This window comes from Ornithinibacillus halophilus, from assembly GCF_900129485.1.
GTDB classification, from domain to species: Bacteria; Bacillota; Bacilli; order Bacillales; family Amphibacillaceae; genus Ornithinibacillus; species Ornithinibacillus halophilus.
Map to the genome: position 1 here is coordinate 278,014 of NZ_FQVW01000001.1, position 26,554 is coordinate 304,567.

A 26,554-nucleotide genomic window follows, 5' to 3' on the forward strand; every position below is an offset into this window, starting at 1 on the left:
AATTATATATATAGCTTTGGAGTGGATTGGCCATTATTGCTTCTTTTTTGTGGTTTATCTTTCACTTCAATTTCAGCAGATGATTCAGAACTTGCAAATAAATCGTCTATATTGGAACTCTCATTATAACTTTTATCTGATTCACCATCAGAGCTTTCCAAATCTTTAAAAGCCTTTATCATTTTAAACATCATCGGTAAATTCCTTACCATTGGACCGTATTGTTTCACCATTGGAGCAGTATTATCAATAACTCGTAGTACTTGCTGGACGTTATTTAGTGTATTCGATAACCCCCCTACTCCTTTTGAAGCCATATCCGTAACAGATGAACTAGGATTCATTAGTTGCCGTATCATATTTGGCAAACTGTTAGATGGCCCAGGACCACCAACTCTATTTGGAAAATACATATTTTGTGGTGCACGATTAAATTGATTTGGATGTTGAAATCTTTGGTTCCTAGGTGACGGGAAAACCATACTTATCCCCCATTTCTTTTTCATATCTATAACTATTGTTAGTGTACGTTTGTCATTAGTAATTGTGTAGGCTACTTCTTTACTTATTTCCCTAAATGATTTTCTATATTTCCCAGGTAACCGCAATATTTACCATTCTTCTTGTTTTATTTAAATATTTTGACGAATTACAATGAAATCTAGTAGTATATGGAAGCTGTTTTACCTTGTATAGAACAAATGTTTGGTTTATACTAATTATTGAGGTGATTGAAATGGTACACGATCGAGGTTCAATTAAATGGACATCACTTATGCTTCCAGAACACGTCGCATTACTTGAAGAAATGTGGCATACCGATAAAAAAATATCGAAACCTATTCTTGATGAGCAGGAAATAGAAATGATTAATCAGGAGTTAATGCAGGCATACACACAAAAAGAAGAAATACGTTTAACAGTGTATCACAAAGGCTCCTTAATACAATATGTTGGCATTATAGAAAAAGTATTACCTACACAAAGTAAAATTGTACTAAAAGTAAGTCGAGATGAAACCATCCCAGTGTTACTATCTAATATTATAAAGACGGGTTGAAAAAGGATTAGAGAAAATTCTCTAATCCTTTTCACTGCTTAAATATGCATCCCATAAGTCGTCAAAAATAGATAGTGCATTATGAAACGGGCTGTTAAACTCCAAGTAATCGCTAATCTCATCATAACGTTTTGCATGTTTAGGGAAATCGTGGTCATAAAAAGCCCAGTCTGCCAATCTACTTTGATCATCTGCTACTTTCTTACCTCTGTAAGTTAGTAAGAATTGATAAAATGTTTTCATGAGTGGCCTCCCCTACTATATCGAATCCTGACTCATAAATTCTTCATGTTTTTGTTGTTTTTTTCTATATACTACCCCTGAAAGATATATACTTATCTCGTACAACAATATTAGCGGAATTGCTGTAATCAAAGGTAATATAAGATCTGGAGGAGTAATCATTGTCCCGATAATGATTAACACAAAATACGCATATTTCCTCACTTTACGCATAAAGGTTGGATTTAATATGCCTAAACTGGTTAAAAACATAGAAAAAATCGGTATCTCAAAAAGAATTGCAAATGGTAACGTAACTCTAAATACAAATTTAAAATACTTCTCCGTTGTAAACATTTCAGTAAACATACCATCACTAAGACCTAGTAAGAACGGTAGAATCAATTCAATGAACATATAATATCCAAAAACTAACCCACCAATAAATAATAGAAATACAGCTGGAATATATGGTAGTGAAGCCTTTCTTTCTCTTGGGGTTAATCCAGGTTTTATAAAAGCCCAAATTTGATAAGTAAAAACAGGTAAGGTACCAATAATGGCTACTACACTAGCAATCATAAAATATAACCAAATTGCCTCACCGGGACTTAAAATACCTAATTTAAAATCTAAATTCTGGGTGAAATAATTATATATTTCTTCTACATAAACAAAACCAACAACGAAAAAAGCTATAAAGAAAAATGCCGTTACAATGACACGATTCCTTAACTCGGTTAAATGGCCAGTTAGATTCATTTCTTTGTCTTCTTGTTGCAATTTAAATTTTGCCATTACTTTCACACTCCCACAAACGCCAAATAAATAAAAGAAGATGCAAGGTTGGTCCCCTTACACCTTTTCCATTAATTTTTAGATTTTGTTGTTGATTCCTCATCTGTAACAATATCTTTAGTAGCATTTTTGAATTCTTTCAATGAAGTTCCAAACGCTTTACCAATTTCAGGAAGTTTGGAAGGACCAAAAATCACTAATGCTACAACTAAAATTAAAATTAAACCTGGGACACCAATACTAGAAAACATGATTATTCACTCCCAAAGATTTATTTATTTTCTTTACCACGTACAATATCTTTTGCCTCGTTAATCTCTTCTGTTACGTCACCAGTCAAGTCTTTTGTTGACTTTTTAAATTCACGTAATGTTTGACCAGCAGCTTTACCGATCTCCGGTAACTTTTTAGGTCCAAAGATAACAAGAGCGATAATTAATATTAAAATCAATCCTGGAAATCCAATACTAGAAAACATGATAACACCTTCTTTATATAGTTAACTTCATTATAGTGTAATTTTTCGAATAAGCATATGTAAATATGAAAAGTACACATAATGTTCATGATTAATACAACCATGTCCATTCTAACACGATTATCACTTTTCCTACAACATATAATAGGAACTCCTGCATAATCGATTACTTCTTAATACGATCATATTGAATGAAATGATAGGAATATGGATTTTTTTCATCCTTTACTCCTTGTTCATTAGAAGTAATTTTCCATTCATCCTCAGAAAACACAGGGAAGTATGTGTCTCCTTCAAACGCTTCTTCAATCCTTGTTATATACATACGATCAGCATATGGTAAGATTTCTTTAAATAACATTCCCCCACCAATGACAAAATACTCCGTGTCGGGGTTTTCCTGATTCCATTTTAGAATGGTATCAACATCCGAAATAACTTCAACATCAGCAGGCAATGAATTTGGATTAGAGGTAAGGACAACATTTTTTCTATTTGGTAAAGCCCTTCCTATTGATTCGAATGTTTTTCTTCCCATAATAATCGTATTACCGGTTGTTTTTCCTTTAAAAAATTTTAAGTCATTTGGTAAATGCCATGGTAAATCGTTATTTGCACCGATAACCAGATTACGATCCATAGCAACAAGTAGTGATATCACACTAAATCCCCTCCTACACAGCAATTGGTGCTTTAATAGTTGGATGTGGGTCATAACCAACTACTTCAAAATCTTCCAATTCATATTCAAAGATAGATTGCTTTTCTACGTTTAGCTTAAGGGTAGGCAAAGATCTTTTTTCACGTTGTAGTTGTGTCTTAACTTGCTCCACATGATTAGCGTATATATGCGCATCACCTAAAGTATGAACAAATTCACCAACTTCCAGTCCACATTCATGGGCAATTAGGTGCGTTAATAACGCATAACTAGCAATATTAAATGGAACACCTAAGAAGACATCTGCACTTCGTTGGTACAATTGACAAGATAGTTTTCCATCAGCTACATAAAACTGAAACATTGTATGACAAGGAGGTAATGCCATATTAGGAATATCCTCAGGGTTCCATGCAGAGACGATATGTCTTCTTGAATTAGGATTATTTTGAATCGAATCAATCACATCCATTAATTGATCAATTGTCTCTTCTTTAGAAGTTTTCCATGCTCTCCATTGTTTTCCGTACACAGACCCTAAGTCACCATATTTCTTAGCAAAAGCATCATCACTTAATACTTTCTGTTTAAATTGATTCATTGTTTCTTCATAAACTTCTTTAAAATCCTTATCTATTTGGCTACGATTACCAAAATCTGTCATATCTGGTCCGTCATAGTCTTCACTTTCAACCCAATTCTTAAATGCCCACTCGTTCCAAATGTTATTATTATTTTCTAGTAAATATCGAATATTAGTATCACCTTTTATAAACCACAACAGTTCACTGGCTACTAAGCGAAAAGGAACTCGTTTTGTTGTTAATAAGGGAAATCCATCTTGAAGGTTAAATCGCATTTGATGGCCAAATATGGAATATGTACCTGTATTAGTGCGATCCCCTTTCTTCCAACCATTATTTAAAATATGTTCACATAAATCTAAATAAGCTTGTTCACCTGAAACCATTTCAAAGTCCTCCAATTTACTCTACTAATAATGTTACACTTTTGATTCTATTGTAACATAAGTGTAATTCATAAAAGTATCATTTAGCCATAAATTTTTCTTAAGAAGAGTCATAATGAAAGGGGACAACAGCATGATAAATACTACAGTAGAACGAATTGCTAGAAATACTTTTTTATATAGTTACATCATTAGTCAGCCGTTCGCAGTTTACGTCGATGCATACCCGGTCTTTGAAAATAAATTACTACTTGAGGAAGAACAGTTACAATTTGGCGATCATGGGGAATCCGTGAAAGTTTTACAATATAAATTAAGTAAACTCTCTTATTATAATGATACCGTTGATGGGGAACTGGGAATTCTTACAGAACATGCACTGAAGAAATTTCAAAAGGATCATGATATTACGATTACAGGGCAAGCCGATCGTGAAACTTTGTATGCCTTGGTAGAAGTTGATATGTTGGAGAGCCTAAAGCGCCTAGAACATCTATCGGAATCCATTTACCCAGGACTTAAAAGTGAAGATGTAAAGTTAGTTCAAGAATCACTACAGTATTTTGGTTATTATGAAGGTGAACTTGACGGAATTTATGGGCCTCTTACAGAAAAAGCAATAGAGACTGCAGAAGAAGAACATGACCTAGATTTAACTCATAACATAGAAAACATCCAAACCCTTTATACTTCAGAACAAGAAGAAGTAAGTGAACAGAAAAATAATACAACTCAAGTAGAACAAAAAACGACGATTAAGACTGTTGAAGTGAAAGGTAGTAATTATTCTTCAGCCATTGAAGCTGCTCATTCTCTGATAGGGACACCATACTCATGGGGTGGTACATCTAGAGGCGGATTTGATTGTAGTGGTTTTCTTCAATATATCTTTAATATAGAAGGAATTACAGTTCCTAGAACGGTTGATGGTATATGGAATTTTGGCTCTTACGTTGATGCGCCATCAATTGGAGATATCGTATTCTTTGAGACGTACAAACCAGGACCTTCACATGCTGGTATTTATATTGGCGACGGAAAGTTTATCCATGCAGGTGTTAGTAAAGGGGTTACAATTGATGAATTAAATAGCTCCTATTGGCAGCAAAGATATCTAGGCGCACGAAGAATACATCAGTAATCATATATATCGGATAACAAGTCTTAAGAAAATGCGTATGTCTTATTGAATAGAAATCCGAACAAATGTTTTTCTACTAAAAAACATTTAGTTCGGATTTACAATAAATGTATTACTAGTATATAACTTTGTTTCCCTAATTAAATATTACTCAATATAGTTCCATTCTTTGTAAAATTGTTCTAAAAATCGCTCCAAAAATTGGTGTCGCTCTTTCGCGATATTTTTAGCTGTGGATGTATTCATGGTGTCCATCAATCTTAATAGTTTATCGTAAAAATGTTGAATCGAGGTGGATTCTTTCAAGTTGTCGTGATTGATTAATTGGCCTTTAGCACCACCATATGCAAACGTTCTAGCTATTCCTATAGCACCAATTGCATCCAAACGATCAGCATCTTGGACGACCTTACCTTCTAACGTGTCAGGCACACTCCCTTTTTTAAAAGAAATATCTTGGATCGTATGATTTATTTCTTCTATTATATGATTTGATAATTTTATAGAAGATAACATTTGATTCATGTCGTCTACTGCTTTATTAGGATTGGAGAATAATTTCTTATCTCCAACATCATGTAACCAAGCAACGATCTCACAGATAAAAGGATCTGCTTTTTCACTAATAGCTATTTCTTTTGATAAACGAACGACGCGCTTCAAGTGAAAATAATCATGTCCAGTTACATCATTACTAAAAATATCACGTACATAATCTTGTATTGCTGTTAATTGTAAATCTTGATCTTGCATTTAGAATAGCCCCACAACTCTACCATCGTCTTTTACATCCATGTTTAAAGCAGCTGGTTTCTTCGGTAATCCTGGCATTGTCATCACATCTCCTGTAAGAACGACGATGAAACCTGCTCCAATAGATGGACGTAACTCTCGAATTGAAACTTTAAATCCATTTGGTCTACCTAATAATAAAGGATTATCTGAAAGTGAGTATTGGGTTTTAGCCATACAAACTGGTAGATTTCCCCAACCTTGTTTCTCATAAAATTCGAGCTGAGATTTAGCTTTTGAGGACAACTCTATTCCATCTGCACCATAAACATTTTTGGCAATCTTCGTTATTTTAGTCTCTAAAGAATCTTCTAATTGATATAGGTACTCAAAATTATTATCAGCAGAATTTATTTTATCAACTATTTTATGAGCTAATTCAATTCCACCCTCTCCACCTTTTGCCCATACATCTGTTAAAGCTACTTCGACTCCTTTTTCCTCACACCAGGAATGAATATAGTCAGTTTCCTTTTTAGTGTCTGTTGGGAATTTATTGATAGCAACTACAAATGGCAGACCAAAAGATTCGATCGTTTCAATATGTTTTTCTAAGTTTTCCATTCCTTTTTTCAAAGCATCTACATTTTCTGTTTGAAGGTTATCTTTACTTACTCCGCCATGCATTTTCAAAGCACGAACCGTTGCTACGATAACTACGCCGTCTGTTTTAATATCACCTGCACGACTCTTTATATTTAAAAATTTTTCAGCGCCTAAATCAGCACCAAATCCTGCCTCTGTCACTACGTAGTCACCTAATTTAGCAGCTGTCTTAGTAGCCATAATACTGTTACACCCGTGTGCAATATTTGCAAAAGGGCCACCGTGAATAATAGCAGGTGTGTTTTCAATTGTTTGAACTAAGTTTGGTTTAATTGCTTCTTTTAGTAATAGAGTTAGAGCTCCTTCTGCTTGTAATTGTTTTACAGTTACCGGTTGTTCATCATAGGTGTACCCAATGACAATGTTTGATATTCTTTCCTTTAAGTCCTCTAAACTAATTGATAAACATAATATTGCCATAAACTCTGATGCAACCGTTATATTAAAACCATCTTCTCTTGGAACACCACGTTTTGGACCACCTAGCCCAACCACTACTTGTCTCAAAGCACGATCATTTATATCCATTACGCGCTTCCATTCTACTCTTCTAGAATCTATATTTAATTGATTCCCTTGATGGATGTGGTTATCAATCATTGCTGATAGTAAATTATTTGCACTAGTTATCGCATGCAAATCTCCTGTGAAGTGTAGATTTATATCTTCCATTGGTAATACTTGAGAATACCCACCACCAGCAGCTCCACCTTTAATTCCCATGACAGGACCTAGTGATGGTTCGCGTAAGGCAATGACTCCTTTTTTACCTATTTTATTTAAAGCTTGTCCAAGACCAACTGTAACTGTTGATTTACCTTCTCCAGCCGGAGTTGGGTTTATGGATGTAACTAAAATTACTTTTCCATTCGGTTTATTTTCATATTTATGTATAAGTTGCTCTGATAATTTTGCCTTCGTATGACCGTATGGTTGCCAATCCTCTTGTGTTAACCCTAGGGCTTCCGCTATTTCTCCAATCGGTTTTAGTGTTGCCTGTTGTGCAATTTCAATATCGTTATTCATACTATTCACCTTCCCCTTCATTAAATGAATTAAAAAGCTTTCCATAACTATAAGATAACATATGAAGCGCTTTCATTATAGTATCTATCGCTATTTTTTAATAATAGTCTAAAAGGCATGGTTGGGTTGATCCTTATTTAGGTGTAGCTAATGAGAATAACTTCCTTTTTGCTTTAAATTATCCAAATACTCCTATATTTTCTTGACTCATATTTGAAAATAAGCTATATTAAACACAAGCAAAGAAGATGTATGGATCATTAGAAAACTTGACAATTGTCAAGCTTATGTAACACCTTAGTTGCACGATTACAGAGATTGAATGTATTTTCGTATCTGTTATAAGTGGGCAGCTACTATAGATGGGGATAGTTTCTTGATCCAACATTTCTATAGTAGACTGCCCTTTTTCTATACCCATCATCTTATTTGTATTAACACGTATTACGTGAAAGTTTTTAGGAGGATTAATTTAGATGGAAAACGGAGTTGTAAAATGGTTTAACGCAGAAAAAGGTTATGGTTTTATTCAAGTGGATGATGGAAATGATGTATTTGTACATTATTCTGCGATCCAAGAAGAAGGATTTAAATCGTTAGAAGAAGGTCAAGAAGTTTCCTTTGAAATTGTTGAAGGTGAACGTGGACCACAAGCAGCTAATGTAACTAAAAAATAAATAATAAATTTTAGCGGTAATCTAATGATTACCGCTTTTTTTGTGGAAGGAAATAAAAATATGTGCACTCTATTGTAGTGTAGCTCGAGTCAGTGCTTTCTCTTCTTTAGGAATTCTAACTCTCAACAGGAGTAGATGGAGAATAGGAAACACGAATGCTGTTAAATAGCTACCAAATAAGGCAGGTATGATAAACAACTCTATTGCAACGATGATATAATTTGGATGTTTGACATACTTATAAGGTCCCTTTTTAATTAATGCAACACGTGGTAAAACAATGATTTTCGTGTTCCAAAATCTACCTAATGAATAAATACACCATAACCTTCCCAGTTGTACTGCTATAAATATTGAAAATAGAAAATAATCTAGACTATGTGCTGCCGTTCCCTGTTCTTGAACAGACACTTCTAACAATATAGAACAAATAAACAAAATATGAAGCAAAATAAACAGTTTATAGTGCTCCTCTCCTTTTTCAATTCCTCCCCTTGCTTTCATCCATTTTTCATTACTCTTAGCAATTACTAATTCAACTAAACGTTGTATGATAATTACTGAAACTAATATCCACATCCATGTTGTCATTTTTATCATTCCCAATCTATCATTAATAGTTCTGAACTGAAACCAGGCCCCAATGCAGATATAATACTTTTAGTTTGTTTTGGTACAGTTTCTTTCATCCATTCATTTAAAACATATAGTACAGTTGCAGATGACATATTCCCATGCCTGCGCAAAACCTCATGTGAGTGATATATCTTACTTCGAGAAATAGATAAAGTTTCTTCCATTGCCTCTAAAACTTTTTTTCCTCCTGGATGAGCGATGAAAGAATAAATATCCTCTTGAGCAACATTTGTGTTTTCTAAAAATGACTTGATATGATCTTTCCAAACCGTCTTCACCTGCGCAGGGATGCTTTTAGAGAAGACTACTTCAAAGCCATTGTCCGTTACATTCCACCCCATAATATGTTCACTATTTTTCTTAGTTTTTGAACTGGTTTCAGTAATATTTGGTATTGGTCGCATTGCTTGTCGATAAACTGATTCATCATTGGTTAATAATGCTGCAGCAACCCCATCACCAAATAAAGCTGTGCCTACCAAATTACTCTTCCTCATATCATCTTTTTGAAAGGTTAAACTACAAAGCTCACAACAAATTAGTAATACCTTTGAGTTTGGATTTGCTTGCAACCAATGAAAAATATGGGACAAACCAATAGCACCACCACCACAGCCTAATCCCCATAAAGGCATCCGTTTCACATCTTCTCGAAATGGCCTTCTATTCATTAAATGTACTTCCATTGATGGTGTAGATATACCAGTACTAGACACATAAACAATCAAATCAATGTCTTCGTAAGGAATCCTTTCTTTTAAAAAATCACTATTATTCAAGCATTGATCTATAGCTAATAGTGAATATTGTTGTGCAGAATTAACATATTCTTCGTTTTTCTCTTCAAAACGATGCTGCTTTAAAAACCAATCTTCATTAACGACAAATTGTCTTTCTTCAATCTCTGCATGATCAAATACGGTTAACAATCGTTCTAATTCTCTTTCTGAATATGACTGAAAGATTTCTTTTACTATGTTCTTCACGTTACTTTGTTTAATTGAATGATTAGGAATTCCTAATCCAACAGAGCAAATATATGCTGACATTACTCCACCCTTAATTCATTTTTACGTTATTTTGTGCTTGAATTTCAAAGTTTATTACGAAATTAGACACATTTTTATCACAAACTTTTATAACAAAAATGTTAGTAAAATCATTCTAATCGCTTGCGTGGCGCTTATTGAACAAATTGTGAAACGTGTTGGAAAGTGCAAAATCACGTTTACAAATTGTGTATGATGAAAACAGAGGAAATTAACTTAACAAAAAGGAGATGAAAATATGACTACACCTGAAAAACTGAAAAAAGATGAAAACAAACATGAAGAGCCAAACTTAAAAGGTACCTTTGTATCTGTAATGTTGCTCGGAGCATTTCTTGTATTAAGCTGGGTAGGAGTATTTATTCTATTTATAGGTCGTTAATTTAATTGAATAAAGGAGTGATAACTATGCATTTGCATAAATACGAAAAAATTTGGTTGTCTTTTGGAATTGGATCACTAGTAGTATTTCTTCTAGTTTTAGGTTATGGTGCTTTCTGGCAAGGTACTCACCCACAAAGTCATGGGATAACGATTGATTCAGATAATGTTGAATCTAACGAAGCATTTAAGCAAGAAAATTTAGGGGTTACTAAAGTTGATGATGACAAATATATCGTCAATATCGTAGCTTCCGCATTTAACTATGATATGGGTAAGGATGAAGAAGGTAATGCAGTAAAAACAATCCGAATTCCTAAAGGAGCTACAGTATTATGGCAAGTAGTAACTAAGGATGTTGTTCACGGATTTAATGTTGCAGGAACAAATGTAAATATGATGGTTGAGCCAGGTTATATAAGTAGTATTGAAACAGAAATGAAACAAGCTGGAGAATTTACCATTGTATGTAACGAGTATTGTGGTGTAGGTCACCATATGATGTATGGTACTGTGGAGGTGTATGAATAATGGCGATAAAAAATTTAAGAGAAAAGATTAACGTATCAGAAGCAGTTGGTAGTTTACCAATTCAAAAGCCTGAAGCAAAACTATATATGTCCTTTATGTATGTAGCATTTATTTCATTATTAATCGGTGGATTAATGGGACTATTACAAGTATTTGTTCGATCAGGAAAATTTACATTACCTTGGGGAATTGATTATTATCAAGTCCTTACTGTTCACGGTGTTATTCTTGGTTTAGTATTAACAACTTATTTCATTATTGGTTTTCATTTCTCAGTAATGGGAAAAACAGTTGGTATCTCTGAAAAACAACGTAAAGTAGCATGGTTTGCATTTTGGACTATGGTAGTTGGTACTGTGATGACAGCAGTAACAATCTTACTTGGTGAAGCGAGTGTATTATATACATTCTATGCTCCCCTTAGGGCGCATCCAGCATTTTATATTGGATTAGCACTAGTTATTATTGGTAGTTGGGTTGCAGGTTTTGTAAATTGGCATCAATTAGCTGTATGGAAAAAGAAACATCCTGGTGAAAAATCACCTTTACTAGCATTTATGGTAACAATTAACACTGTTATGTGGTTTATTGCTTCCTTAGGTGTTGCAATTGCTGTATTAATTCAATTTATTCCTTGGTCACTAGGTTGGGCAGAAACAATCAATGTTCTAGTAAGTAGAACTTTATTCTGGTACTTCGGTCACCCATTAGTATATTTCTGGTTATTACCTGCTTACATGGCATGGTATGCGATTATACCAAAAATTATCGGTGGTAAAATATTCAGTGACTCATTAGCAAGAATGTCATTTGTATTGTTCTTATTCTTCTCTATTCCTGTTGGATTCCACCATCAGTTAACTGAACCGGGTATTGATCCAACATGGAAATTTATTCAAGTTGTATTAACAATGATGGTAGTTATTCCAAGTTTAATGACTGCATTTAGTTTATTCGCTACATTTGAAATTACAGGTCGTCGTAAAGGCTTTAAAGGATTATTCGGTTGGTTAAAACACTTACCGTGGAAAGATGTTCGTTTCCTTGCACCTTTCATTGGTATGTTAGCATTCATTCCAGGTGGTGCTGGTGGTATTATTAATGCTTCTCACCAAATGAACTCTTTAGTTCATAATACAATTTGGGTTACAGGACACTTCCACTTAACAGTTGCAACTACTGTTATGTTAACATTCTTTGGTATTTCCTATTGGTTAGTACCACATTTAACTGGAAGAACGTTAACACCAAAACTAAATAAGTTAGGTATTATTCAATCTATCGTTTGGACAATTGGTATGTCTATCATGTCTGGTGCAATGCACATTCAAGGTCTATTAGGTGGACCAAGACGTTCTTCATTCTCAGAATATGGCGGAACAGAGCAAGCTTCAGAGTGGATTGGCTATCAAATGGCCCAAGCAGTTGGTGGAACAATTCTTTTCATTGGTATTATTCTTATGGTTTACATCTTTGTAAAACTAGCATGGTTCGCACCTAAGGGTCATGAAGAATTCCCAATTGCAGAAGAAGAAGATGATGCAGAACCAACTCCTAGTTACTTTGAAAATTGGAAGTTATGGATTGCAATTACAATTGCATTGATCTTATTCGCTTACACAATACCATTTATTGATATCATCCAAAACTCACCAGCTGGATCAGTTCCATTCGACTGGCCAATTGGTAGATATTAATAGTAACAATTAACTAAAGGAAAACCGAACAATGTTCGGTTTTCCTTTTTTTAAGAGAATTAATGATAAAATGTCAGAGATATTAGCTCCAAGCTACTTAGAATTTATATATGTTAGAGTACTTCTCTGTTAAATAATTAATTAAGTAATCCGGATTTAGTGATTCGTTGGTTACATCATTAATAATTTCTAATGGTTTTTTAGATTTTCCATATTGATGGATGTTTTTACTTAACCATTGTTTGATGTCGGTATAATTTCCTGAAGATATAATCTTATCTACATCTAATTCCTCATTCATCGAATGGTGAATTTGTGCAGCATACATATAACCTAGGGCATACGATGGGAAATAACCAAAATCTCCACCTGCCCAATGAATATCTTGTAAAACCCCTTCTCTATCACTAGGTGGTGTAATTCCTAGATATTCTTCCATTTTTTCATTCCATAACTGTGGTAGGTCCTTCACTTCTATTTCGCCATTTATTAGTGCTTTTTCAAGTTCATAACGAACCATGATATGAAGGCAGTACGTTAGTTCATCGGCCTCGATTCGGATAAATGAAGGTTTTACTTCATTTACTGCTTGATAGAAGTCTTCTAATGACACCTTCTCAAATTGTTTTGGTGCGTACTTTTTAAATAAATCATAGTGTGAATTCCAGAAGGCTTCATTTCGCCCTAAAAAGTTTTCCCAAAACAGTGATTGGGATTCATGGATTCCCATCGAAGTTCCCGTAGCTAATGGGGTATTTACTAATTTTTCACTAATATTTTGTTCGTATAAAGCATGGCCGCCTTCATGTATAGTTCCAAACACAGCCATTCGAAAATCTTTTTCATCATATCTAGTTGTGATTCTTACATCATTTGGATTTAATGAAATAGCAAAAGGATGAATAGTATCATCTAACCTTCCTGCTTCAAAGTCATATCCCATCCTTTTTAAGATTTCTATTGAAAGAGCCTCTTGGTCTTTTTTAGGAAATGGAACCGTCAATAATGAAGGTTCAGGTGTTACTGAGCTATTCTGAATTTTTTTCAGTAAAGAAGTTAAAGACTTTCTAACTTTAGGGAATACTTCATCTAATACTTTAGTAGTAACCCCTGGCTCATAATTATGTAACAAAGCATCATAGATATTCTCTTCATATCCCCAATAGTTAGCAAATTTTTTATTAAAAGCTACCAACTTCTCTAAATATGGTTGGAACATGGAAAAGTCTGCCTTTTCTCGCGCATCTTGCCATACAGACTCAGCTTGTGATTGAAGCATCACATATTCTTTGAATTCATCTGTCGGGATTTTGCGGCTTCTCTCGTATGTTTCCAAGCAATCATCAACAATCTTTTTTAACAATTCATCATCTGTATGTTGCAATGAATCGATGTATTCCTTCATTTTGTCAGATGTTTCTAGTTGATGAAGTTTTTCGGCTAAAAACCCAACAACTTCAGAACGCTGTTGCACGCCTTTTTTAGGGATTTTCGTTCTCATATCCCAATGTGTAAGAGCTATTGCTTCACGATATGCAGCTTGCTCTTTTAAAAGTTCTTTGAATGCTTGTTCTACCTTTTCCAAAGTTACTCCCCCTTAACTTTTTTACCAAAGTACTGATAATAATCAGTACGAATGAATCCATTAAATAGTTTCCGTTTTTTCGTAGCTTTTTTGCCATAATATTTTTCGAATTCCTCAAAAGCAGTTAGGATATAGACACTCCATGAAGGATGTTCATTCATAATGCTACCTAAGTCCTTATAAATTTGAGCAACCTCTTCCTTATCCCCGATACGTTGTCCATACGGTGGATTTCCTATGATATATCCATTCTCTTCCCGAATGAATAAATCTTTTGCTTGCATTTGTTTCCAAGTAATTAATTCACCTAGTCCGGCCTCTTTTGAATTATCAATAGAAGCTTGTACCATTTTATGGTCAATGTCAGAGCCAATTATTTCGATGGGTTGATCATATTTAGCTTTATCTTCTGCTTCTTGAAAGGCATCATCCCAATAACGGCTCCTAATTAATGGCCATTCTTCTGATGCGAACTCTCGGTTGAAACCAGGGGCAATATTCTGACCAATTAAAGCTGCCTCTATTGGAATCGTACCAGACCCACAAAATGGATCAATCAACGGATAGTCCGGAGTCCAATTTGTTAATTGGATTAAAGCTGCTGCCATTGTTTCTTTAAGTGGAGCTTCTCCCTGCCCTACTCGGTAGCCTCTCTTATGTAATCCTGCTCCAGATGTATCTAAAGTTAATGTTGCAACGTCTTTTAAAAGGGATACTTCAACTTTATATAAAGCACCAGTCTCTGGCATTTTACCGGCAACACCATGCTTTAATTTAAGACGTTCAACAATTGCTTTTTTCGTTATTGCTTGACAATCAGACACACTAAAAAGTTTTGACTTGACAGACTTACCACTAACAGGAAACTTTCCATCTTCACTAATAAAAAACTCCCATGGTAATGCTTTTGTGCTTTCAAATAATTCGTCAAACGACGTAGCTTCAAATTCACCAACTAATATTTTTACTCGATCAGCCGTTCTTAACCATAGATTACATCTAGGGATAGCAGATATAGGGGCATCAAAAACGACCTTACCGTTTTCTACATTCGGTTCATAACCAAGTTCTTTGACTTCATTAGCCACCACAGATTCAAGGCCCATAGCAGCAGTAGCAATTAATTTTATTTGTTGAGCCATATGATAATTCCCTTCCTTTAAATATACAGTACTAGTTTACCATTAGTATGGATAAAATTAAAAACCTTACAACCAAATGAATGGTTGTAAGGTTTATTCATTAACTAAATATAGACCATTGAATACTCGATAAGCCATGTTCTGTACCGTTGTACTTCAGATGGTGGTCAGCCTCGTACGCAGGTTGTAATCATCTATCTACAAGTTAAACTTGTCCCTTATTCGGTTCATTTCCCTAATAAAGGGTGCCCCTACCAATATTTGGGTTGCTCACTCGTGGGGTTTACCTCGTTCCACCTGAAATGTTTCCATTCCAGCTCCGTCACTGTGGCACTTTCAAGGATAATCTTCCATATCAAATGACTTAGGAATTTCTCCTGCCGTTAGCTACTAATAGCTACCTTGACTTATGAATTCATCAAGCACGAACACTACAAACATCTCAGTTTGTGTGAGCATGGACTTTCCTCTACATAACAAAGTATGCAGCGATTACATGAGTATTCAATTAAGCTCTAATATAGATAATAACATATGACGTCTAACAAAAATACTGGAAATTAATGCTAAATACTATGATTCAATTTTAGCAAATTTACTACCGAAAACAGCTTTTTCTAGATTAGAAATTCGTTTTAGAATATCATAATTAACTTGTGGATTAGCAGGTTGCTTTTTCGGTGGTTCTGTATACTGTTTTTTGAGTTTTTCATTTTCTTGCTTTAATTTTTCTATTTCTTTTTGAAAAAATTCATAATCCTGAATAACAACATCTAGAAATTCATCTACTTCTTCCTGATTATAACCTCTCATAGCTGTTTTAAATTCTTTTTCCAGAATTTCTGTCTTGTTCAATTGCACACGATTTACACTCATTATCTTCACCTCATAAAATTTAACGTTAAACCTATCTTACAGTATCTTGGCATTGTTTTAATACTATATGTACGAGTTCTATTAATTATTATACCAAAAAAATAAGAAGCTGGAAAACCAACTTCTCATTTAAAGTAAATTCTTTTATAAATTAATCCATATCACTTGATTGAAAAGAGAATGGTAATAAATCTTCAACTGTCACTTTTTTAACATCTTGTTTTAAGTTTGTTAAGTATAAATTCATGTTTTGATCAAAAAATTCAACCATAACTTGACGGCATGAACCACATGGTGGAACGGGTCTTTCAGTGTCGGCAGCAACTGCCATTTCCACAAATTCCTTTTCACCATCTGAAATTGCTTTAAATATTGCTACTCTCTCTGCACAGCAAGCAACAGGATAAGCAGCATTTTCAATATTACAGCCAGTATAAACTTTTCCCGACTTTGTTAATAAAGCTGCTCCAACAGGAAATTTTGAATAGGGTACATAAGCTTTTTCTCTTATTTCAATTGCCTTTTCTATAAGTTGTTTTGACATTTTGCCACTTCCCCCTTTTTATGTGTGGAAAGTAATTATAATAGAAAATATTGTAATTGTAAAGCGATTACATTACTTATTTAGAGAGAGCTCACGGATTATTTGATCAAAAATATATTGAATCGAATTATGCAGTTCCATAAATCGTTTCCTTCTTACGTCAACATAAAAGCTATGCATCATTACTAGCTCCATATTCTCTCTTGTCGAAGAAACTTGATGAGGATGAACATTAATCTTTCTATCTTTAACATATGCTAACGCTACTTCTTCCCATACAGCAAGCTGCTCATAAATAGGGTTTGTCTTCTCTTTTACCATGAGAAAGAATGCTTTATCTTTTCGGTCTTCTGGCGGTTGATTCTTTTCAAAAGTTTGTTTCAGCATTTCGAGATGTTCGGATAATTGCTTCGTTTGTTCTAAGAGATCCATATAACTTCTCCTCTATTCTTAATAATGTCCTTTATACTGTAACATGTATTAAGAAATTAGGCACAAAATATAATTGGACAAGAAGAATACCGGAATTTATAGAAGTGTAGAATTTACAACAGGAATTGTCACCTTTAAAGTGGTTGACTAAGGTGTTTGTGCTTTTCTTTCGGAATAGAAAATCTAAATTGCCAGCTATTCTGCTGGTGTTCTCGAATATTCTTACTGTACTCTTTTATCTCTTTCACTTTTTCTTGACAGTCTTTTTCTTTTTCAATGATGTGTTGTTCTATTTTTAGTGTTAATTTCTGTTCCATTATACGAGTTTGTTCATGTAATTGTAGCAAGGATTGATCAAAATTTTTTTTAATAACCCCATTATTAGTTTTCTTAAAAGATTCCATTCGCCATGCACACCCCTTCTTCTACTTCTAGTTAATATTTTCAACATGCCACTGATACTATCCTTCTCGTTCGACAAAACTAGAAGTAAATGTACAAAACTAGTGTTTTAACTCATTATTTTTTAGAAATTAGACACCCTAATAAATAAAAGGAGGTAATCTAATGAGCAGAAAGAGTCAGAAACAAAATAAGAGTAAAGAAGAACTAAATGGTAAGTCACTTAAGACTGGTGATAAAAAATTAAATGGTCCTAACCGTCCATCAACATAACATGAATTAATTTAGGCTGTCCCACTAACTTTTTGGACAGCCTTATTTTATGAGTTATGAGGTAATACGTTCAGGGATGTTAAGCACGGAACCCTTCGATTATTACTTCCACAACCTATGCAAATGATGATAGGCAAATAGTAAATTTCGCTTTTTATAAAAGGATTGTTTCACTTCCCTTATATTAGGCCTTATTGGAAGCAACCATTTCTTCTTTACCTTTCTAATCTTGTACCAATCTATTCTCACATCATCTTCATGAGTAATGATTGGATAGACCAACCTTAACCAAGGACTTTTAGGGAAAGATAAATTATGATGTTTTTCATAATCATACCTGGATCCGGTATGAGGATGATTTTTAATAAAATTGAGTAACTTGTGATAGATATTTTCATGAAATAGCATTGCAGCTAGTTTTTTACCAAGATCTATCCTTTTAGAAATATTTGTAAAGTCATGGACGTATTCTCCATAAATCTCTTTTCCTACTGTCGGTAATAGAACCGCATTCATGAATAAAAAATCTTGGAGTAAGTATGGAATACCTAAGAAGACACGATGCTTAAAATATTTCTGTTTAATAACTGGAGATTGGATGACATTTTGTTCATTAATTATTAAAGCGATCATCAACCTATTAAAATTCCTATTTTCCCAAAACCGATTCCATTCGTTAATCATGAATTGAGAGACATTGAATTCTTCTAACAATTGGAACATAGGCTTACCTAATTCAAATGACAATTGATATATTAATAATTGAGGATAGGCATCTGAAAAAATCAACCAATTAGCTCGTTCATAGGTCATAAATAGCTGCTGTCTTTCGTGCTTCCCTAACATCGTTTTAAATGGTGGCAAAAAAAGATCTGTCATATTCCAACCAGCATTTCTAGACACAACACCTGCTAACAACGACCACTTAATATCTGGATGCTTTATATAAAACTTCTCATACGCATTCGTTCTACTAATGTTATCAATATTATGCTTCTCTGTTTCTTTTGTTATATAATGGATGTAGTGTTTATGTAGATTCTCTAAATCCATACTTAACCTACTTTCTATCCTTTTGTAACAATGATGTAAAATATATGCCGTTATCAAAGTAACAGTTTTCTGTTATGATACTTTAATAAGTTAGGGGGACATAGATTGAAATATCCAAATGGGCAAAGGAGAAAGAATGTCTCGTTTCCTAAAACTCAAAGCTTCTCAAATCGTGGAATGTCTCTAGAAGAAGATATTAACTCTACCAACCAATACTATCTTGATACGGATAAAGCAATTATTCATAAAAAACCAACACCAGTTCAAATTGTAAAAGTGAACTATCCCAAACGAAGTGCAGCTGTTATTACAGAAGCATATTTTAAACAAGCATCAACAACGGATTATAACGGATTATACCGGAATAAATACATCGATTTTGAAGCTAAGGAAACGAGAAATAAAACTTCTTTCCCTTTAGCAAACATACATGAACACCAAATAAATCATATGGAATCAATTGTTAATCATGGAGGAATTTGCTTTCTAATTATTCGTTTCACTCAATTAGATGAAACTTATTTTCTACCAGCAACGTATTTGTTTAAGTATTGGTATGAAAAAGAGAAAGATGGTAGAAAATCTATACCATATGAAAAAATTAAACAACATGGTTATCATTTACCATTTCACTATCAAGCCAGAGTTGACTATTTAGCAATAATAGATAAATTTTATTTTTAAAACCTTATCTGCAGAAACATTATAAGTATCCACCACGAACTTGGTAATATCCCAAGTTTAATGGAAGAATGGAGGTCATTAGTCATGGCAGATAACAGCCAAACTAGAACTGCAAGAAGAAAGCAAAAAAAAGCTAAGAAAAAACCTATTTGGAAGAAAATTTCCTTATACGTACTTATTGTTTTTATAGTTATCGGAATTAGTGTCGGAGGGTTATTTACGTATTATGTTGCCACGGCACCTGAAATTGATGCATCAAAATTAACAACACTCCCCTCATCAAAAGTTCGAGATAAAGACGGAGAAGTGTTTGCTGATGTAGGAACAGAAAAAAGAAATAAAATTAAATATGAAGATCTTCCCGATGTATTAGTTGATGCAGTTATTGCAACAGAAGATGCTAGATTTTTTGATCATCCAGGGATTGACTTAAGACGAATCGGTGGAGCAGTTATCGGGAACATAAGAAATGGTTTTGGTTCTGAAGGTGCTAGTACCATTACACAACAAGTAGTTGAGAAATCCTTTTTACAACCTGATAAGAAGCTTAGTTTAAAAGTTCAAGAACAATGGTTGGCTTTAAAACTGGACAGAGAGTACAGCAAAAAAGAAATCTTAGAAATGTATTTAAATAAAATCTATTATGGTGCAGGAGCATATGGAGTAAGTATGGCTTCTAAGGTTTATTTCGGTAAGGATGACTTACATGACCTTACATTACCTGAAGCAGCTATTTTAGCAGGATTGCCACAAAGACCAAGTGCATACGATCCGTTTCAAAATCCTGATTTAACGAAAAAACGAATGAAAACCGTCCTAGATTTAATGGTTAGGCATGAAAAAATTTCACAAGCTGACGCTGATGAAGCTTTTGCAGTAGACATTGAATCATTATTAACAACATCTAGACCAGATAGTATAAAGCATGAAGCATTTATTGATCAAATTGAAAGAGAACTTGAAGATAAAATCGAGGGTGCAAATCTGTACACGGATGGACTAGAAATTTACACTACATTAGACAGAGATGCTCAAGAGCATGTTGAGTTTTTATTATCGGATGCTGAAGATAACCCGATTAAATACCCTGACGACGAATTCCAAGCAGGTATGGTTGTATTAGATTCTAAAACTGGAGAAATTCGTGCAATTGGTGGTGCACGTGGTGGCCTAGAAAACCGTGGCCATAATAATGCTTTAAACGCTAATAGACAACCTGGATCTACGATAAAACCGATTGTTTCATATGGTCCTGCCATTGAATACAATAAGCTTTCAACTTATCATCAAATCCATGACGATGGACAATATCGTGTAGATGAAGATACAGTAATGCATAACTTTGACAATCGTTCACATGGATGGATGACTATGCGCACAGCTTTGGCATACTCATACAATGTCCCTGCATTAAAAACACTCGAAGAAAATGGACTAAGCAATGCACAGGAATTCTCAGAAAAACTTGGTATACCAATTACCAGAGAAATTGGAGAAGCAATTGGCGGTACCACGACGAATGTAAATCCAATGCAATTAGCTGCAGCCTATCGACCTTTTGCTAACAAAGGGATTTATAATGAACCTTATGCGATAACTAAAGTAGTTTATCCAGATGGAAGAACAATTGAATTTAGTCCAGATCCTGAAGTAGTTATGTCGGAATATACTGCCTATATGATATCGGATATGTTGAAGTCTGTAATTACAAGTGGTAGCTGGCAATTAGATGGATTTAATTTCCCTGTTGCTGGTAAAACTGGGACAACAAATGACGCTGTCGACTCATGGTTTGCTGGGTATACAACGAATTATACGATTTCTGTCTGGACTGGATATAGTGATATGACTCCTATTGAAGGAAGTAGAACATATGCACAACAATTATTTGCCAATACAATGAAACATATTTCACAAGACATCGAAACGCCAGATTTTACAATGCCAAATTCAGTAGTGGAAGTTCCTGTTGAGAAAGGTTCTAATCCTCCTGCTCTCCCTAGTGAGTATACACCACAGTCAGAGATTGTTACGGAATTATTTGTAAAGGGAACGGAACCTACTTCAACATCTGCAAAATATGATCAAATTGACCCAATCAATAATCTAAAAGCAGATTTTAACAAGGAAACTAATTCGATTGAAGTTACTTGGGATTATGACAGTGATGAAGATGTTGATTTTGAAATTAGTACCAGCGTTAATAGTGGACAAATGCAAGTTCTATCCACTACTGAAGAGAAGAATATCTCTATTTCTGAAGTGGAACTAGGTGCAGAATATGAAATACAAGTCATTGTGATAAGTAGTTCTGATGATTCTAATAAAAGTGAACCAAAATCGGTAACTGTTCAAACGACTGATGATGGTAACATGGATGATGAAGAAAGTGAAGTTGAGGAACGAGAAGATGAAAATCCTGGTAACATTGGATCAGTTAATAATTTAATAGTAAACTATGTTGCAGAAGGAAATCTTATTGATGTTTCCTGGGAATACAATGGTCCCCCGGCTCAATTTGAAGTAGAAGTATTAGGTCCAAATGGAAACATACAGACCTATGGAGAAAACACCCGATCTCTTGAAATTTCAGGAGTTCAAGCAGGTGCTACCTATACAGTTTCAATTACTCCTATTGGTTTGAGAGGTGCCAATGAAGGAGTAAGAGGAACTTCTGTTCACAGTGGAGAAATAACTATTCCAGGTGAAGATGATGATGGAGAAGAAGAATAGAAGTTTTATTTGAATGTACCAAAAGAGAGGTTCTGAGAAAATATATCTCAGAACCTCTTTTCTATACAGCTCGTTTCTTCATACGTTTTTTTCCTTCTCGACAAACTTCTAAAAGTGGACATTCCGAACAGTTTGGATTTTTAGCTTTACAGTGATAACGTCCAAAGAATATCATTCGATGGTGTGTATCACTCCACTCTTCCTTGGGTATTTTTTTCATTAACGTTTTTTCAACCTCAAGTACCGAATCTTTCCATCTACAGAATGCTAATCGCTTCGATACACGTTCAACATGAGTATCAACGGCAATAGCTGGTTCACCAAATGCTACGGATGCTACTACGTTTGCAGTCTTCCTTCCTACTCCTGCCAACTTAATTAACTCTTCTTTTGAGCTAGGTACTTCCCCATCATATTCATCAATTAATGACTGACATAATTTTTGAATATTTTTGGCCTTCGTTCGATATAATCCAATGGAGCGAATATCTTGTTGTAGCTCTTCCAAGGAAACAACTAAATAATCTTCAGGTGTTTTATATTTCTTAAATAAATCCTTAGTTACTTTATTTACTAGCGCATCAGTACACTGGGCCGATAAAACTACTGCAATTACTAACTCAAAAGGATTCTGATGAATTAATTCACATTCAGCATCAGGAAACATCCTTTCAAATTCATCTAAGCAAAAGCGTATCTCCGTTTTATTTAACATTAAGAGTCCTCCCCCTCTAACCAGTTATAATAAAAGGAAGTATCCCTTTTGGGCTGGTTTTCTTTCTTTTGATTCTGTTGAACCTTATCATGAAATTTTCGACTTGCATTTCTAGCTTGTTCAACTGTATGAATTCCTTTATTTTTCCATTCTCTAAGAATTCGATCAATATATTTAAAGTTTAGTTTTCCCATTAAAACAGACTCTCTTAATCCAGCTTTAATTAGTGCAGGTGATATTTGATCTTCATCTAACCATGTATTAATGGTTTCGATTTCAAAAGGTGACAATGGTCTGCCAAATTCTTGTTCAAATAAAACAAACAAAGTTCCTTCCAATTGTTCGGGTTCTTCTTCTACTTCGCTATATACTTTTTCCCATAAGGGTTGTAACGAATAAGCTTCACTTAATTGTTGTAGATCATTTTCCATTTGTTCGATGTTAAGGAAACCTTTTTGTACCAACTTTCTTAATACTTTACTACACTCTTTTTCATCAATTGTCATGCTACTAGCTAGTTCAGTTGGAGTCGGAAACATATTTCTTTCGTTTTGGAAACGGTGAATATGTATAATGACCAAAAGCTCTATTTCATTTAATCCAAGCTTTGTATAGGAAGTTAGTAATTGTATTGGAATGGAAAGTTGATTTAATAATATATGCTGAAACGTTTGTAATTTTTTCATCTAATCAACACCTCCTACTAAGTATAGCATGTCCTTTACAAAAATCGATAAAAATAGCTAAAAACCCCTTGCTATACGCAAGGGATTTTCATGATATTAATTTATAAACTTAAACGTATTTGAAAATCATATGAGATATCTATTTTTATGGATATAAGCGATTTAATAATCTTGGGAATGGGATTGTTTCTCTTACATGGTCAACACCTGATAACCAAGCAACTGTCCTTTCCAATCCTAATCCGAAACCTGAATGTGGGACACTACCATATTTTCTTAGTTCTAAATACCATTCATAGGCTTCACCAGTTAAATTATGCTCTTCATATCGTTGTTTCATTAATTCTAGGTCATCTATTCTTTCAGAACCACCAATAATTTCTCCATATCCTTCTGGAGCAATCAGGTCTGCACATAGGACAACCTCTGGGCGACCAGGAACTGGTTTCATATAGAATGCTTTGATCTCTGCAGGGTAATTTGTAATGAATACTGGTTTGTCAAAGCTCTCAGCAATTGCAGTTTCATGTGGTGCTCCAAAATCTTCTCCCCATTCAATATCTGTAAATCCTTTATCTTTCAATAAATGAATAGCATCGTCATAAGAAATTCTTGGGAATGGTGCTTTAACTTGTTCTAACTTAGAAGTATCTCTTTCTAGCACGTCTAGTTCCATCTTACAGTTTTCAAGAACTGACTGTACAACAAAGCTTACATATTGTTCTTGGATTACTAAACTTTCTTCATGGTCTACAAAAGCCATCTCAGGTTCAATCATCCAGAACTCAATTAAGTGGCGACGTGTTTTTGATTTTTCAGCACGGAAAGTTGGACCAAATGAAAATACTTTCCCAAATGCCATTGCAGCTGCTTCCATATACAATTGGCCACTTTGTGATAGATATGCTTCTTCATCAAAGTATTTTGTATGGAATAATTCCGTTGTTCCTTCTGCAGAAGAACCAGTTAATATAGGTGGATCAATTTTTACATACCCATTATCATTAAAGAACTGGTAGGTTGAACGAATAATCTCATTACGTATTTTCAAAACAGCATGCTGTTTTTTAGAACGAATCCACAAATGACGATGATCCATTAAAAATTCTGTTCCATGTTCTTTAGGTGTAATCGGGTAATCAGTTGCTTCATGAATTAACTCGATAGAAGATACTTGCATCTCATATCCTAATGGTGATCGTTTGTCTTCTACAATTTTACCAGTAACATATAAGGAAGATTCTTGTGTCATATTTTTTGCTAATTGAAACACTTCTTCTTCCACATCATTTTTAGCTACTACACCCTGCATAAATCCAGTTCCATCACGTAATTGCAAAAAGGCAATTTTTCCACTTGAACGTTTATTTGATAACCACGCTCCAATTGTTACTTCTTTACTTTCATATTTTTTAACATCTGCTATAGTTACTTTCAAAACTATTACCTCCATAATTAATACTTAAAATAGATATATCCTTATTGAGAAAAACTACCTTATTCAATACTAGTTATCTTATTTTTTATGATTCAAAACAAATCGTTTCATTCTTTTCGCTGCTTCCTCTAATAACTCATTAGAAGTAGCATAAGAAAGGCGAATATAATCAGGTGATCCAAATCCTGATCCAGGAATAATTGCTACTTTTTCTTCTTCTAGTAACGCTTGGACCCATTCATCAACATTATTAAACCCATTCATTTCTGCAGCCTTTTTTGCATTTGGAAACAGATAAAATGCTCCCTTTGGTTTAATACATTCAATCCCTGGGATATCCTTAATTAAATTGTATAATAGATCTAAACGTTCACTAAACACTTTCTTCATTTCAATGGTTGGGTCTTCGTCTGCTTGATATGCTGCTAATGCTGCATATTGAGCAATTGACGTTGGATTGGAAGTTGAATGTGATGCAAAATTCGTCATAGGTTTGATAATTTCTTTTCGCCCCAACGCATACCCAATCCGCCAACCTGTCATAGCATGTGATTTTGACACACCATTAATAATGATGGTTTGTTCTTTTAACTTTGGAGAAAGTTGAGCAATTGATTTATGTACATCATGAGTATATATTAATTTTTCGTAAATTTCATCTGAAACAATAATAATGTCATGTTTTAAACATATTTCACCTAAATCACGTAATTCATCCTCACTATACATCATACCTGTAGGATTACTCGGCGAGTTAATAATTACAGCTTTTGTTCGATCTGTAATTGCTCCTTCTAATTGTTGAGGAGTTAATTTAAACTCATTTTGTTCTTGCGCTTCAACGATAACTGGCTTTCCACCGGCTAATTTAATTTGCTCTGGATAACTTACCCAGTATGGTGCAGGAACGATAACTTCATCACCTTCATTAAGTATGACTTGAAATAAAGTGTACAAAGCATGCTTTGCTCCAGTAGTTACAATCACTTCATCAGATGAATAGTTTAAATTTTGCTCAGTTTCAAATTTTTCAATGATTGCATTCTTTAACTCAGGGATTCCTCCTGAAGGGGTATATTTTGTAAGTCCATTATCCATTGCTTTTTTAGCTGCATCAATGATATAGCTAGGTGTATTAAAGTCTGGTTCACCTGCACCTAATCCAATCACATCATGCCCTTGTTCCTTCAATTCTTTTGCTTTCGCAGTAATTGCTAATGTAGTTGAAGGAGTTAATGTTTTAACTCTATTTGCTAAATCCACTAA

The 26,554-nt window shown here is 34.2% G+C and carries 31 protein-coding genes and 1 other RNA gene; 9 read left to right on the forward strand and 23 right to left on the reverse strand.

The features are described 5' to 3' along the window. Positions 1-2: 2 nt before the first annotated feature. Positions 3-506: a VrrA/YqfQ family protein gene (vrrA, locus tag BUB12_RS01400; protein ID WP_143155584.1), complete on the reverse strand. Its 504-nt coding sequence runs from the start codon at positions 504-506 to the stop codon at positions 3-5. Positions 507-736: 230 nt separating this feature from the next. On the opposite strand from vrrA, the gene BUB12_RS01405 reads away from it, so the two are divergent. Then, on the forward strand, positions 737-1,060 hold the full coding sequence (locus BUB12_RS01405; RefSeq protein WP_143155585.1) for a YolD-like family protein: 324 nt from the start codon (positions 737-739) through the stop codon (positions 1,058-1,060). A 21-nt stretch (positions 1,061-1,081) separates the two neighbouring features. Here the strand turns inward: BUB12_RS01405 and BUB12_RS01410 are convergent, their stop codons facing one another. The 6 genes from BUB12_RS01410 to BUB12_RS01435 all read right to left on the reverse strand — a co-directional run bounded on the left by BUB12_RS01410 (position 1,082) and on the right by BUB12_RS01435 (position 4,189). Further along, positions 1,082-1,303, reverse strand: coding sequence for a YozE family protein (locus BUB12_RS01410; protein ID WP_072887247.1), 222 nt, complete (start codon positions 1,301-1,303; stop codon positions 1,082-1,084). Positions 1,304-1,318: 15 nt separating this feature from the next. After that, positions 1,319-2,080 (reverse strand): twin-arginine translocase subunit TatC, encoded by a 762-nt coding sequence (gene tatC, locus BUB12_RS01415; protein WP_072887249.1) that lies wholly within the window; start codon positions 2,078-2,080, stop codon positions 1,319-1,321. Between the two features lie 71 nt (positions 2,081-2,151). Then, positions 2,152-2,331, reverse strand: a complete 180-nt coding sequence (locus BUB12_RS01420) for a twin-arginine translocase TatA/TatE family subunit (RefSeq protein ID WP_072887251.1) — start codon at positions 2,329-2,331, stop codon at positions 2,152-2,154. A gap of 20 nt (positions 2,332-2,351) precedes the next feature. Further along, positions 2,352-2,558 carry a twin-arginine translocase TatA/TatE family subunit gene (tatA, locus tag BUB12_RS01425; protein ID WP_072887253.1) on the reverse strand — a complete coding sequence of 69 codons (207 nt, stop codon included), beginning with the start codon at positions 2,556-2,558 and terminating at the stop codon, positions 2,352-2,354. Positions 2,559-2,724: 166 nt separating this feature from the next. Beyond that, positions 2,725-3,219, reverse strand: coding sequence for a dihydrofolate reductase (locus tag BUB12_RS01430; RefSeq protein ID WP_084063190.1), 495 nt, complete (start codon positions 3,217-3,219; stop codon positions 2,725-2,727). Positions 3,220-3,232: 13 nt separating this feature from the next. Then, positions 3,233-4,189: a thymidylate synthase gene (locus BUB12_RS01435; protein WP_072887257.1), complete on the reverse strand. Its 957-nt coding sequence runs from the start codon at positions 4,187-4,189 to the stop codon at positions 3,233-3,235. Positions 4,190-4,322: 133 nt separating this feature from the next. Here BUB12_RS01435 and BUB12_RS01440 point away from each other — a divergent pair, with 133 nt between their 5' ends. Further along, on the forward strand, positions 4,323-5,330 hold the full coding sequence (locus BUB12_RS01440; RefSeq protein WP_072887259.1) for a C40 family peptidase: 1,008 nt from the start codon (positions 4,323-4,325) through the stop codon (positions 5,328-5,330). Between the two features lie 147 nt (positions 5,331-5,477). Here the strand turns inward: BUB12_RS01440 and BUB12_RS01445 are convergent, their stop codons facing one another. Both BUB12_RS01445 and BUB12_RS01450 read right to left on the reverse strand, forming a co-directional pair. Beyond that, positions 5,478-6,083, reverse strand: coding sequence for an HD domain-containing protein (locus BUB12_RS01445; RefSeq protein WP_072887260.1), 606 nt, complete (start codon positions 6,081-6,083; stop codon positions 5,478-5,480). Next, positions 6,084-7,754, reverse strand: coding sequence for a formate--tetrahydrofolate ligase (locus BUB12_RS01450; RefSeq protein WP_143155586.1), 1,671 nt, complete (start codon positions 7,752-7,754; stop codon positions 6,084-6,086). 476 nt (positions 7,755-8,230) lie between these two features. Between BUB12_RS01450 and BUB12_RS01455 the strand changes: the two genes are divergently transcribed. Then, complete coding sequence (locus BUB12_RS01455; protein WP_072887262.1) at positions 8,231-8,431, forward strand: cold-shock protein; 201 nt, start codon at positions 8,231-8,233, stop codon at positions 8,429-8,431. A 69-nt stretch (positions 8,432-8,500) separates the two neighbouring features. Here the strand turns inward: BUB12_RS01455 and BUB12_RS01460 are convergent, their stop codons facing one another. Both BUB12_RS01460 and BUB12_RS01465 read right to left on the reverse strand, forming a co-directional pair. Further along, positions 8,501-9,022, reverse strand: coding sequence for an isoprenylcysteine carboxyl methyltransferase family protein (locus BUB12_RS01460; RefSeq protein WP_072887264.1), 522 nt, complete (start codon positions 9,020-9,022; stop codon positions 8,501-8,503). Between the two features lie 5 nt (positions 9,023-9,027). Further along, a complete protein-coding gene (locus BUB12_RS01465; RefSeq protein WP_072887266.1) occupies positions 9,028-10,116 on the reverse strand; it encodes a type III polyketide synthase in 1,089 nt (362 codons plus the stop codon). 238 nt (positions 10,117-10,354) lie between these two features. Here BUB12_RS01465 and BUB12_RS01470 point away from each other — a divergent pair, with 238 nt between their 5' ends. Genes BUB12_RS01470 through BUB12_RS01480 form a run of 3 tightly spaced genes read left to right on the forward strand, consistent with a single transcriptional unit; the run spans position 10,355 to position 12,725 of the window. Further along, the gene (locus BUB12_RS01470) at positions 10,355-10,498 is read left to right on the forward strand and encodes a cytochrome C oxidase subunit II (RefSeq protein ID WP_072887268.1); all 144 of its coding nucleotides are present in this window, start codon (positions 10,355-10,357) and stop codon (positions 10,496-10,498) included. Between the two features lie 26 nt (positions 10,499-10,524). Beyond that, positions 10,525-11,028 carry a cytochrome c oxidase subunit II gene (locus tag BUB12_RS01475; protein ID WP_072887270.1) on the forward strand — a complete coding sequence of 168 codons (504 nt, stop codon included), beginning with the start codon at positions 10,525-10,527 and terminating at the stop codon, positions 11,026-11,028. Further along, a complete protein-coding gene (locus BUB12_RS01480) occupies positions 11,028-12,725 on the forward strand; it encodes a b(o/a)3-type cytochrome-c oxidase subunit 1 (RefSeq protein WP_072887272.1) in 1,698 nt (565 codons plus the stop codon). Before BUB12_RS01475 ends, BUB12_RS01480 begins: the two co-directional genes overlap by 1 nt. A gap of 97 nt (positions 12,726-12,822) precedes the next feature. Here the strand turns inward: BUB12_RS01480 and BUB12_RS01485 are convergent, their stop codons facing one another. From BUB12_RS01485 to BUB12_RS01515, 7 genes are all read right to left on the reverse strand, one after another. Further along, a complete protein-coding gene (locus tag BUB12_RS01485; protein ID WP_072887274.1) occupies positions 12,823-14,310 on the reverse strand; it encodes a carboxypeptidase M32 in 1,488 nt (495 codons plus the stop codon). Between the two features lie 2 nt (positions 14,311-14,312). Continuing rightward, complete coding sequence (locus tag BUB12_RS01490) at positions 14,313-15,452, reverse strand: THUMP domain-containing class I SAM-dependent RNA methyltransferase (RefSeq protein ID WP_072887275.1); 1,140 nt, start codon at positions 15,450-15,452, stop codon at positions 14,313-14,315. 125 nt (positions 15,453-15,577) lie between these two features. Then, an RNA gene (rnpB, locus tag BUB12_RS01495) (RNase P RNA component class B) lies at positions 15,578-15,956 on the reverse strand. Positions 15,957-16,025: 69 nt separating this feature from the next. Then, positions 16,026-16,328: a cell division regulator GpsB gene (gene gpsB / locus BUB12_RS01500; protein WP_072887277.1), complete on the reverse strand. Its 303-nt coding sequence runs from the start codon at positions 16,326-16,328 to the stop codon at positions 16,026-16,028. Positions 16,329-16,479: 151 nt separating this feature from the next. Next, the gene (locus BUB12_RS01505) at positions 16,480-16,872 is read right to left on the reverse strand and encodes a cytidine deaminase (RefSeq protein WP_072887279.1); all 393 of its coding nucleotides are present in this window, start codon (positions 16,870-16,872) and stop codon (positions 16,480-16,482) included. 72 nt (positions 16,873-16,944) lie between these two features. Next, a complete protein-coding gene (locus BUB12_RS01510) occupies positions 16,945-17,304 on the reverse strand; it encodes a DUF1798 family protein (RefSeq protein ID WP_072887281.1) in 360 nt (119 codons plus the stop codon). A gap of 134 nt (positions 17,305-17,438) precedes the next feature. Then, positions 17,439-17,708, reverse strand: a complete 270-nt coding sequence (locus BUB12_RS01515; RefSeq protein ID WP_072887284.1) for a hypothetical protein — start codon at positions 17,706-17,708, stop codon at positions 17,439-17,441. Between the two features lie 163 nt (positions 17,709-17,871). Here BUB12_RS01515 and BUB12_RS17805 point away from each other — a divergent pair, with 163 nt between their 5' ends. Next, positions 17,872-17,979, forward strand: a complete 108-nt coding sequence (locus BUB12_RS17805; protein ID WP_200801005.1) for a spore protein — start codon at positions 17,872-17,874, stop codon at positions 17,977-17,979. 102 nt (positions 17,980-18,081) lie between these two features. Here BUB12_RS17805 and BUB12_RS01520 read toward each other — a convergent pair whose 3' ends face one another. Beyond that, positions 18,082-19,032 carry a DUF2515 family protein gene (locus BUB12_RS01520; protein WP_072887286.1) on the reverse strand — a complete coding sequence of 317 codons (951 nt, stop codon included), beginning with the start codon at positions 19,030-19,032 and terminating at the stop codon, positions 18,082-18,084. Between the two features lie 105 nt (positions 19,033-19,137). Here BUB12_RS01520 and recU point away from each other — a divergent pair, with 105 nt between their 5' ends. Together recU and BUB12_RS01530 are read left to right on the forward strand one after the other, a co-directional pair. Then, entirely contained in the window at positions 19,138-19,716 is a 579-nt protein-coding gene (gene recU / locus BUB12_RS01525) for a Holliday junction resolvase RecU (RefSeq protein WP_072887288.1), read from the forward strand. A gap of 84 nt (positions 19,717-19,800) precedes the next feature. Further along, entirely contained in the window at positions 19,801-22,449 is a 2,649-nt protein-coding gene (locus BUB12_RS01530) for a transglycosylase domain-containing protein (RefSeq protein ID WP_072887290.1), read from the forward strand. A 61-nt stretch (positions 22,450-22,510) separates the two neighbouring features. On the opposite strand, the gene nth is transcribed toward BUB12_RS01530, so the two are convergent. From nth to BUB12_RS01550, 4 genes are all read right to left on the reverse strand, one after another. Then, positions 22,511-23,164, reverse strand: coding sequence for an endonuclease III (gene nth / locus BUB12_RS01535; RefSeq protein ID WP_072887292.1), 654 nt, complete (start codon positions 23,162-23,164; stop codon positions 22,511-22,513). After that, positions 23,164-23,850, reverse strand: a complete 687-nt coding sequence (locus BUB12_RS01540) for a DnaD domain-containing protein (RefSeq protein ID WP_072887294.1) — start codon at positions 23,848-23,850, stop codon at positions 23,164-23,166. The genes nth and BUB12_RS01540 overlap by 1 nt, the downstream gene beginning before the upstream one ends. A gap of 145 nt (positions 23,851-23,995) precedes the next feature. Further along, positions 23,996-25,288 carry an asparagine--tRNA ligase gene (gene asnS / locus BUB12_RS01545; RefSeq protein ID WP_072887296.1) on the reverse strand — a complete coding sequence of 431 codons (1,293 nt, stop codon included), beginning with the start codon at positions 25,286-25,288 and terminating at the stop codon, positions 23,996-23,998. 78 nt (positions 25,289-25,366) lie between these two features. Continuing rightward, positions 25,367-26,551, reverse strand: a complete 1,185-nt coding sequence (locus BUB12_RS01550; protein WP_072887298.1) for a pyridoxal phosphate-dependent aminotransferase — start codon at positions 26,549-26,551, stop codon at positions 25,367-25,369. Positions 26,552-26,554: the final 3 nt, after the last annotated feature.

Bases quoted from the DNA above. Each gene is read 5' to 3' on its own strand.
- BUB12_RS01540 (WP_072887294.1), bottom strand. From the start codon at position 23,850: ATGAAAAAATTACAAACGTTTCAGCATATATTATTAAATCAACTTTCC.
- BUB12_RS01490 (WP_072887275.1), bottom strand. From the start codon at position 15,452: ATGGCTCAACAAATAAAATTAATTGCTACTGCTGCTATGGGCCTTGAA.
- tatA (WP_072887253.1), bottom strand. From the start codon at position 2,558: ATGTTTTCTAGTATTGGATTTCCAGGATTGATTTTAATATTAATTATC.
- BUB12_RS01420 (WP_072887251.1), bottom strand. From the start codon at position 2,331: ATGTTTTCTAGTATTGGTGTCCCAGGTTTAATTTTAATTTTAGTTGTA.
- BUB12_RS01515 (WP_072887284.1), bottom strand. From the start codon at position 17,708: ATGGAATCTTTTAAGAAAACTAATAATGGGGTTATTAAAAAAAATTTT.
- BUB12_RS01510 (WP_072887281.1), bottom strand. From the start codon at position 17,304: ATGGATCTCTTAGAACAAACGAAGCAATTATCCGAACATCTCGAAATG.
- BUB12_RS01475 (WP_072887270.1), top strand. From the start codon at position 10,525: ATGCATTTGCATAAATACGAAAAAATTTGGTTGTCTTTTGGAATTGGA.
- BUB12_RS01530 (WP_072887290.1), top strand. From the start codon at position 19,801: ATGGCAGATAACAGCCAAACTAGAACTGCAAGAAGAAAGCAAAAAAAA.
- BUB12_RS01445 (WP_072887260.1), bottom strand. From the start codon at position 6,083: ATGCAAGATCAAGATTTACAATTAACAGCAATACAAGATTATGTACGT.
- tatC (WP_072887249.1), bottom strand. From the start codon at position 2,080: ATGGCAAAATTTAAATTGCAACAAGAAGACAAAGAAATGAATCTAACT.
- BUB12_RS01410 (WP_072887247.1), bottom strand. From the start codon at position 1,303: ATGAAAACATTTTATCAATTCTTACTAACTTACAGAGGTAAGAAAGTA.
- BUB12_RS01405 (WP_143155585.1), top strand. From the start codon at position 737: ATGGTACACGATCGAGGTTCAATTAAATGGACATCACTTATGCTTCCA.
- BUB12_RS01520 (WP_072887286.1), bottom strand. From the start codon at position 19,032: ATGGATTTAGAGAATCTACATAAACACTACATCCATTATATAACAAAA.
- gpsB (WP_072887277.1), bottom strand. From the start codon at position 16,328: ATGAGTGTAAATCGTGTGCAATTGAACAAGACAGAAATTCTGGAAAAA.
- BUB12_RS01470 (WP_072887268.1), top strand. From the start codon at position 10,355: ATGACTACACCTGAAAAACTGAAAAAAGATGAAAACAAACATGAAGAG.
- BUB12_RS01505 (WP_072887279.1), bottom strand. From the start codon at position 16,872: ATGTCAAAACAACTTATAGAAAAGGCAATTGAAATAAGAGAAAAAGCT.
- nth (WP_072887292.1), bottom strand. From the start codon at position 23,164: ATGTTAAATAAAACGGAGATACGCTTTTGCTTAGATGAATTTGAAAGG.
- BUB12_RS01480 (WP_072887272.1), top strand. From the start codon at position 11,028: ATGGCGATAAAAAATTTAAGAGAAAAGATTAACGTATCAGAAGCAGTT.
- BUB12_RS01435 (WP_072887257.1), bottom strand. From the start codon at position 4,189: ATGGTTTCAGGTGAACAAGCTTATTTAGATTTATGTGAACATATTTTA.
- BUB12_RS01460 (WP_072887264.1), bottom strand. From the start codon at position 9,022: ATGACAACATGGATGTGGATATTAGTTTCAGTAATTATCATACAACGT.
- BUB12_RS01450 (WP_143155586.1), bottom strand. From the start codon at position 7,754: ATGAATAACGATATTGAAATTGCACAACAGGCAACACTAAAACCGATT.
- BUB12_RS17805 (WP_200801005.1), top strand. From the start codon at position 17,872: ATGAGCAGAAAGAGTCAGAAACAAAATAAGAGTAAAGAAGAACTAAAT.
- BUB12_RS01440 (WP_072887259.1), top strand. From the start codon at position 4,323: ATGATAAATACTACAGTAGAACGAATTGCTAGAAATACTTTTTTATAT.
- BUB12_RS01455 (WP_072887262.1), top strand. From the start codon at position 8,231: ATGGAAAACGGAGTTGTAAAATGGTTTAACGCAGAAAAAGGTTATGGT.
- BUB12_RS01465 (WP_072887266.1), bottom strand. From the start codon at position 10,116: ATGTCAGCATATATTTGCTCTGTTGGATTAGGAATTCCTAATCATTCA.
- vrrA (WP_143155584.1), bottom strand. From the start codon at position 506: ATGAAAAAGAAATGGGGGATAAGTATGGTTTTCCCGTCACCTAGGAAC.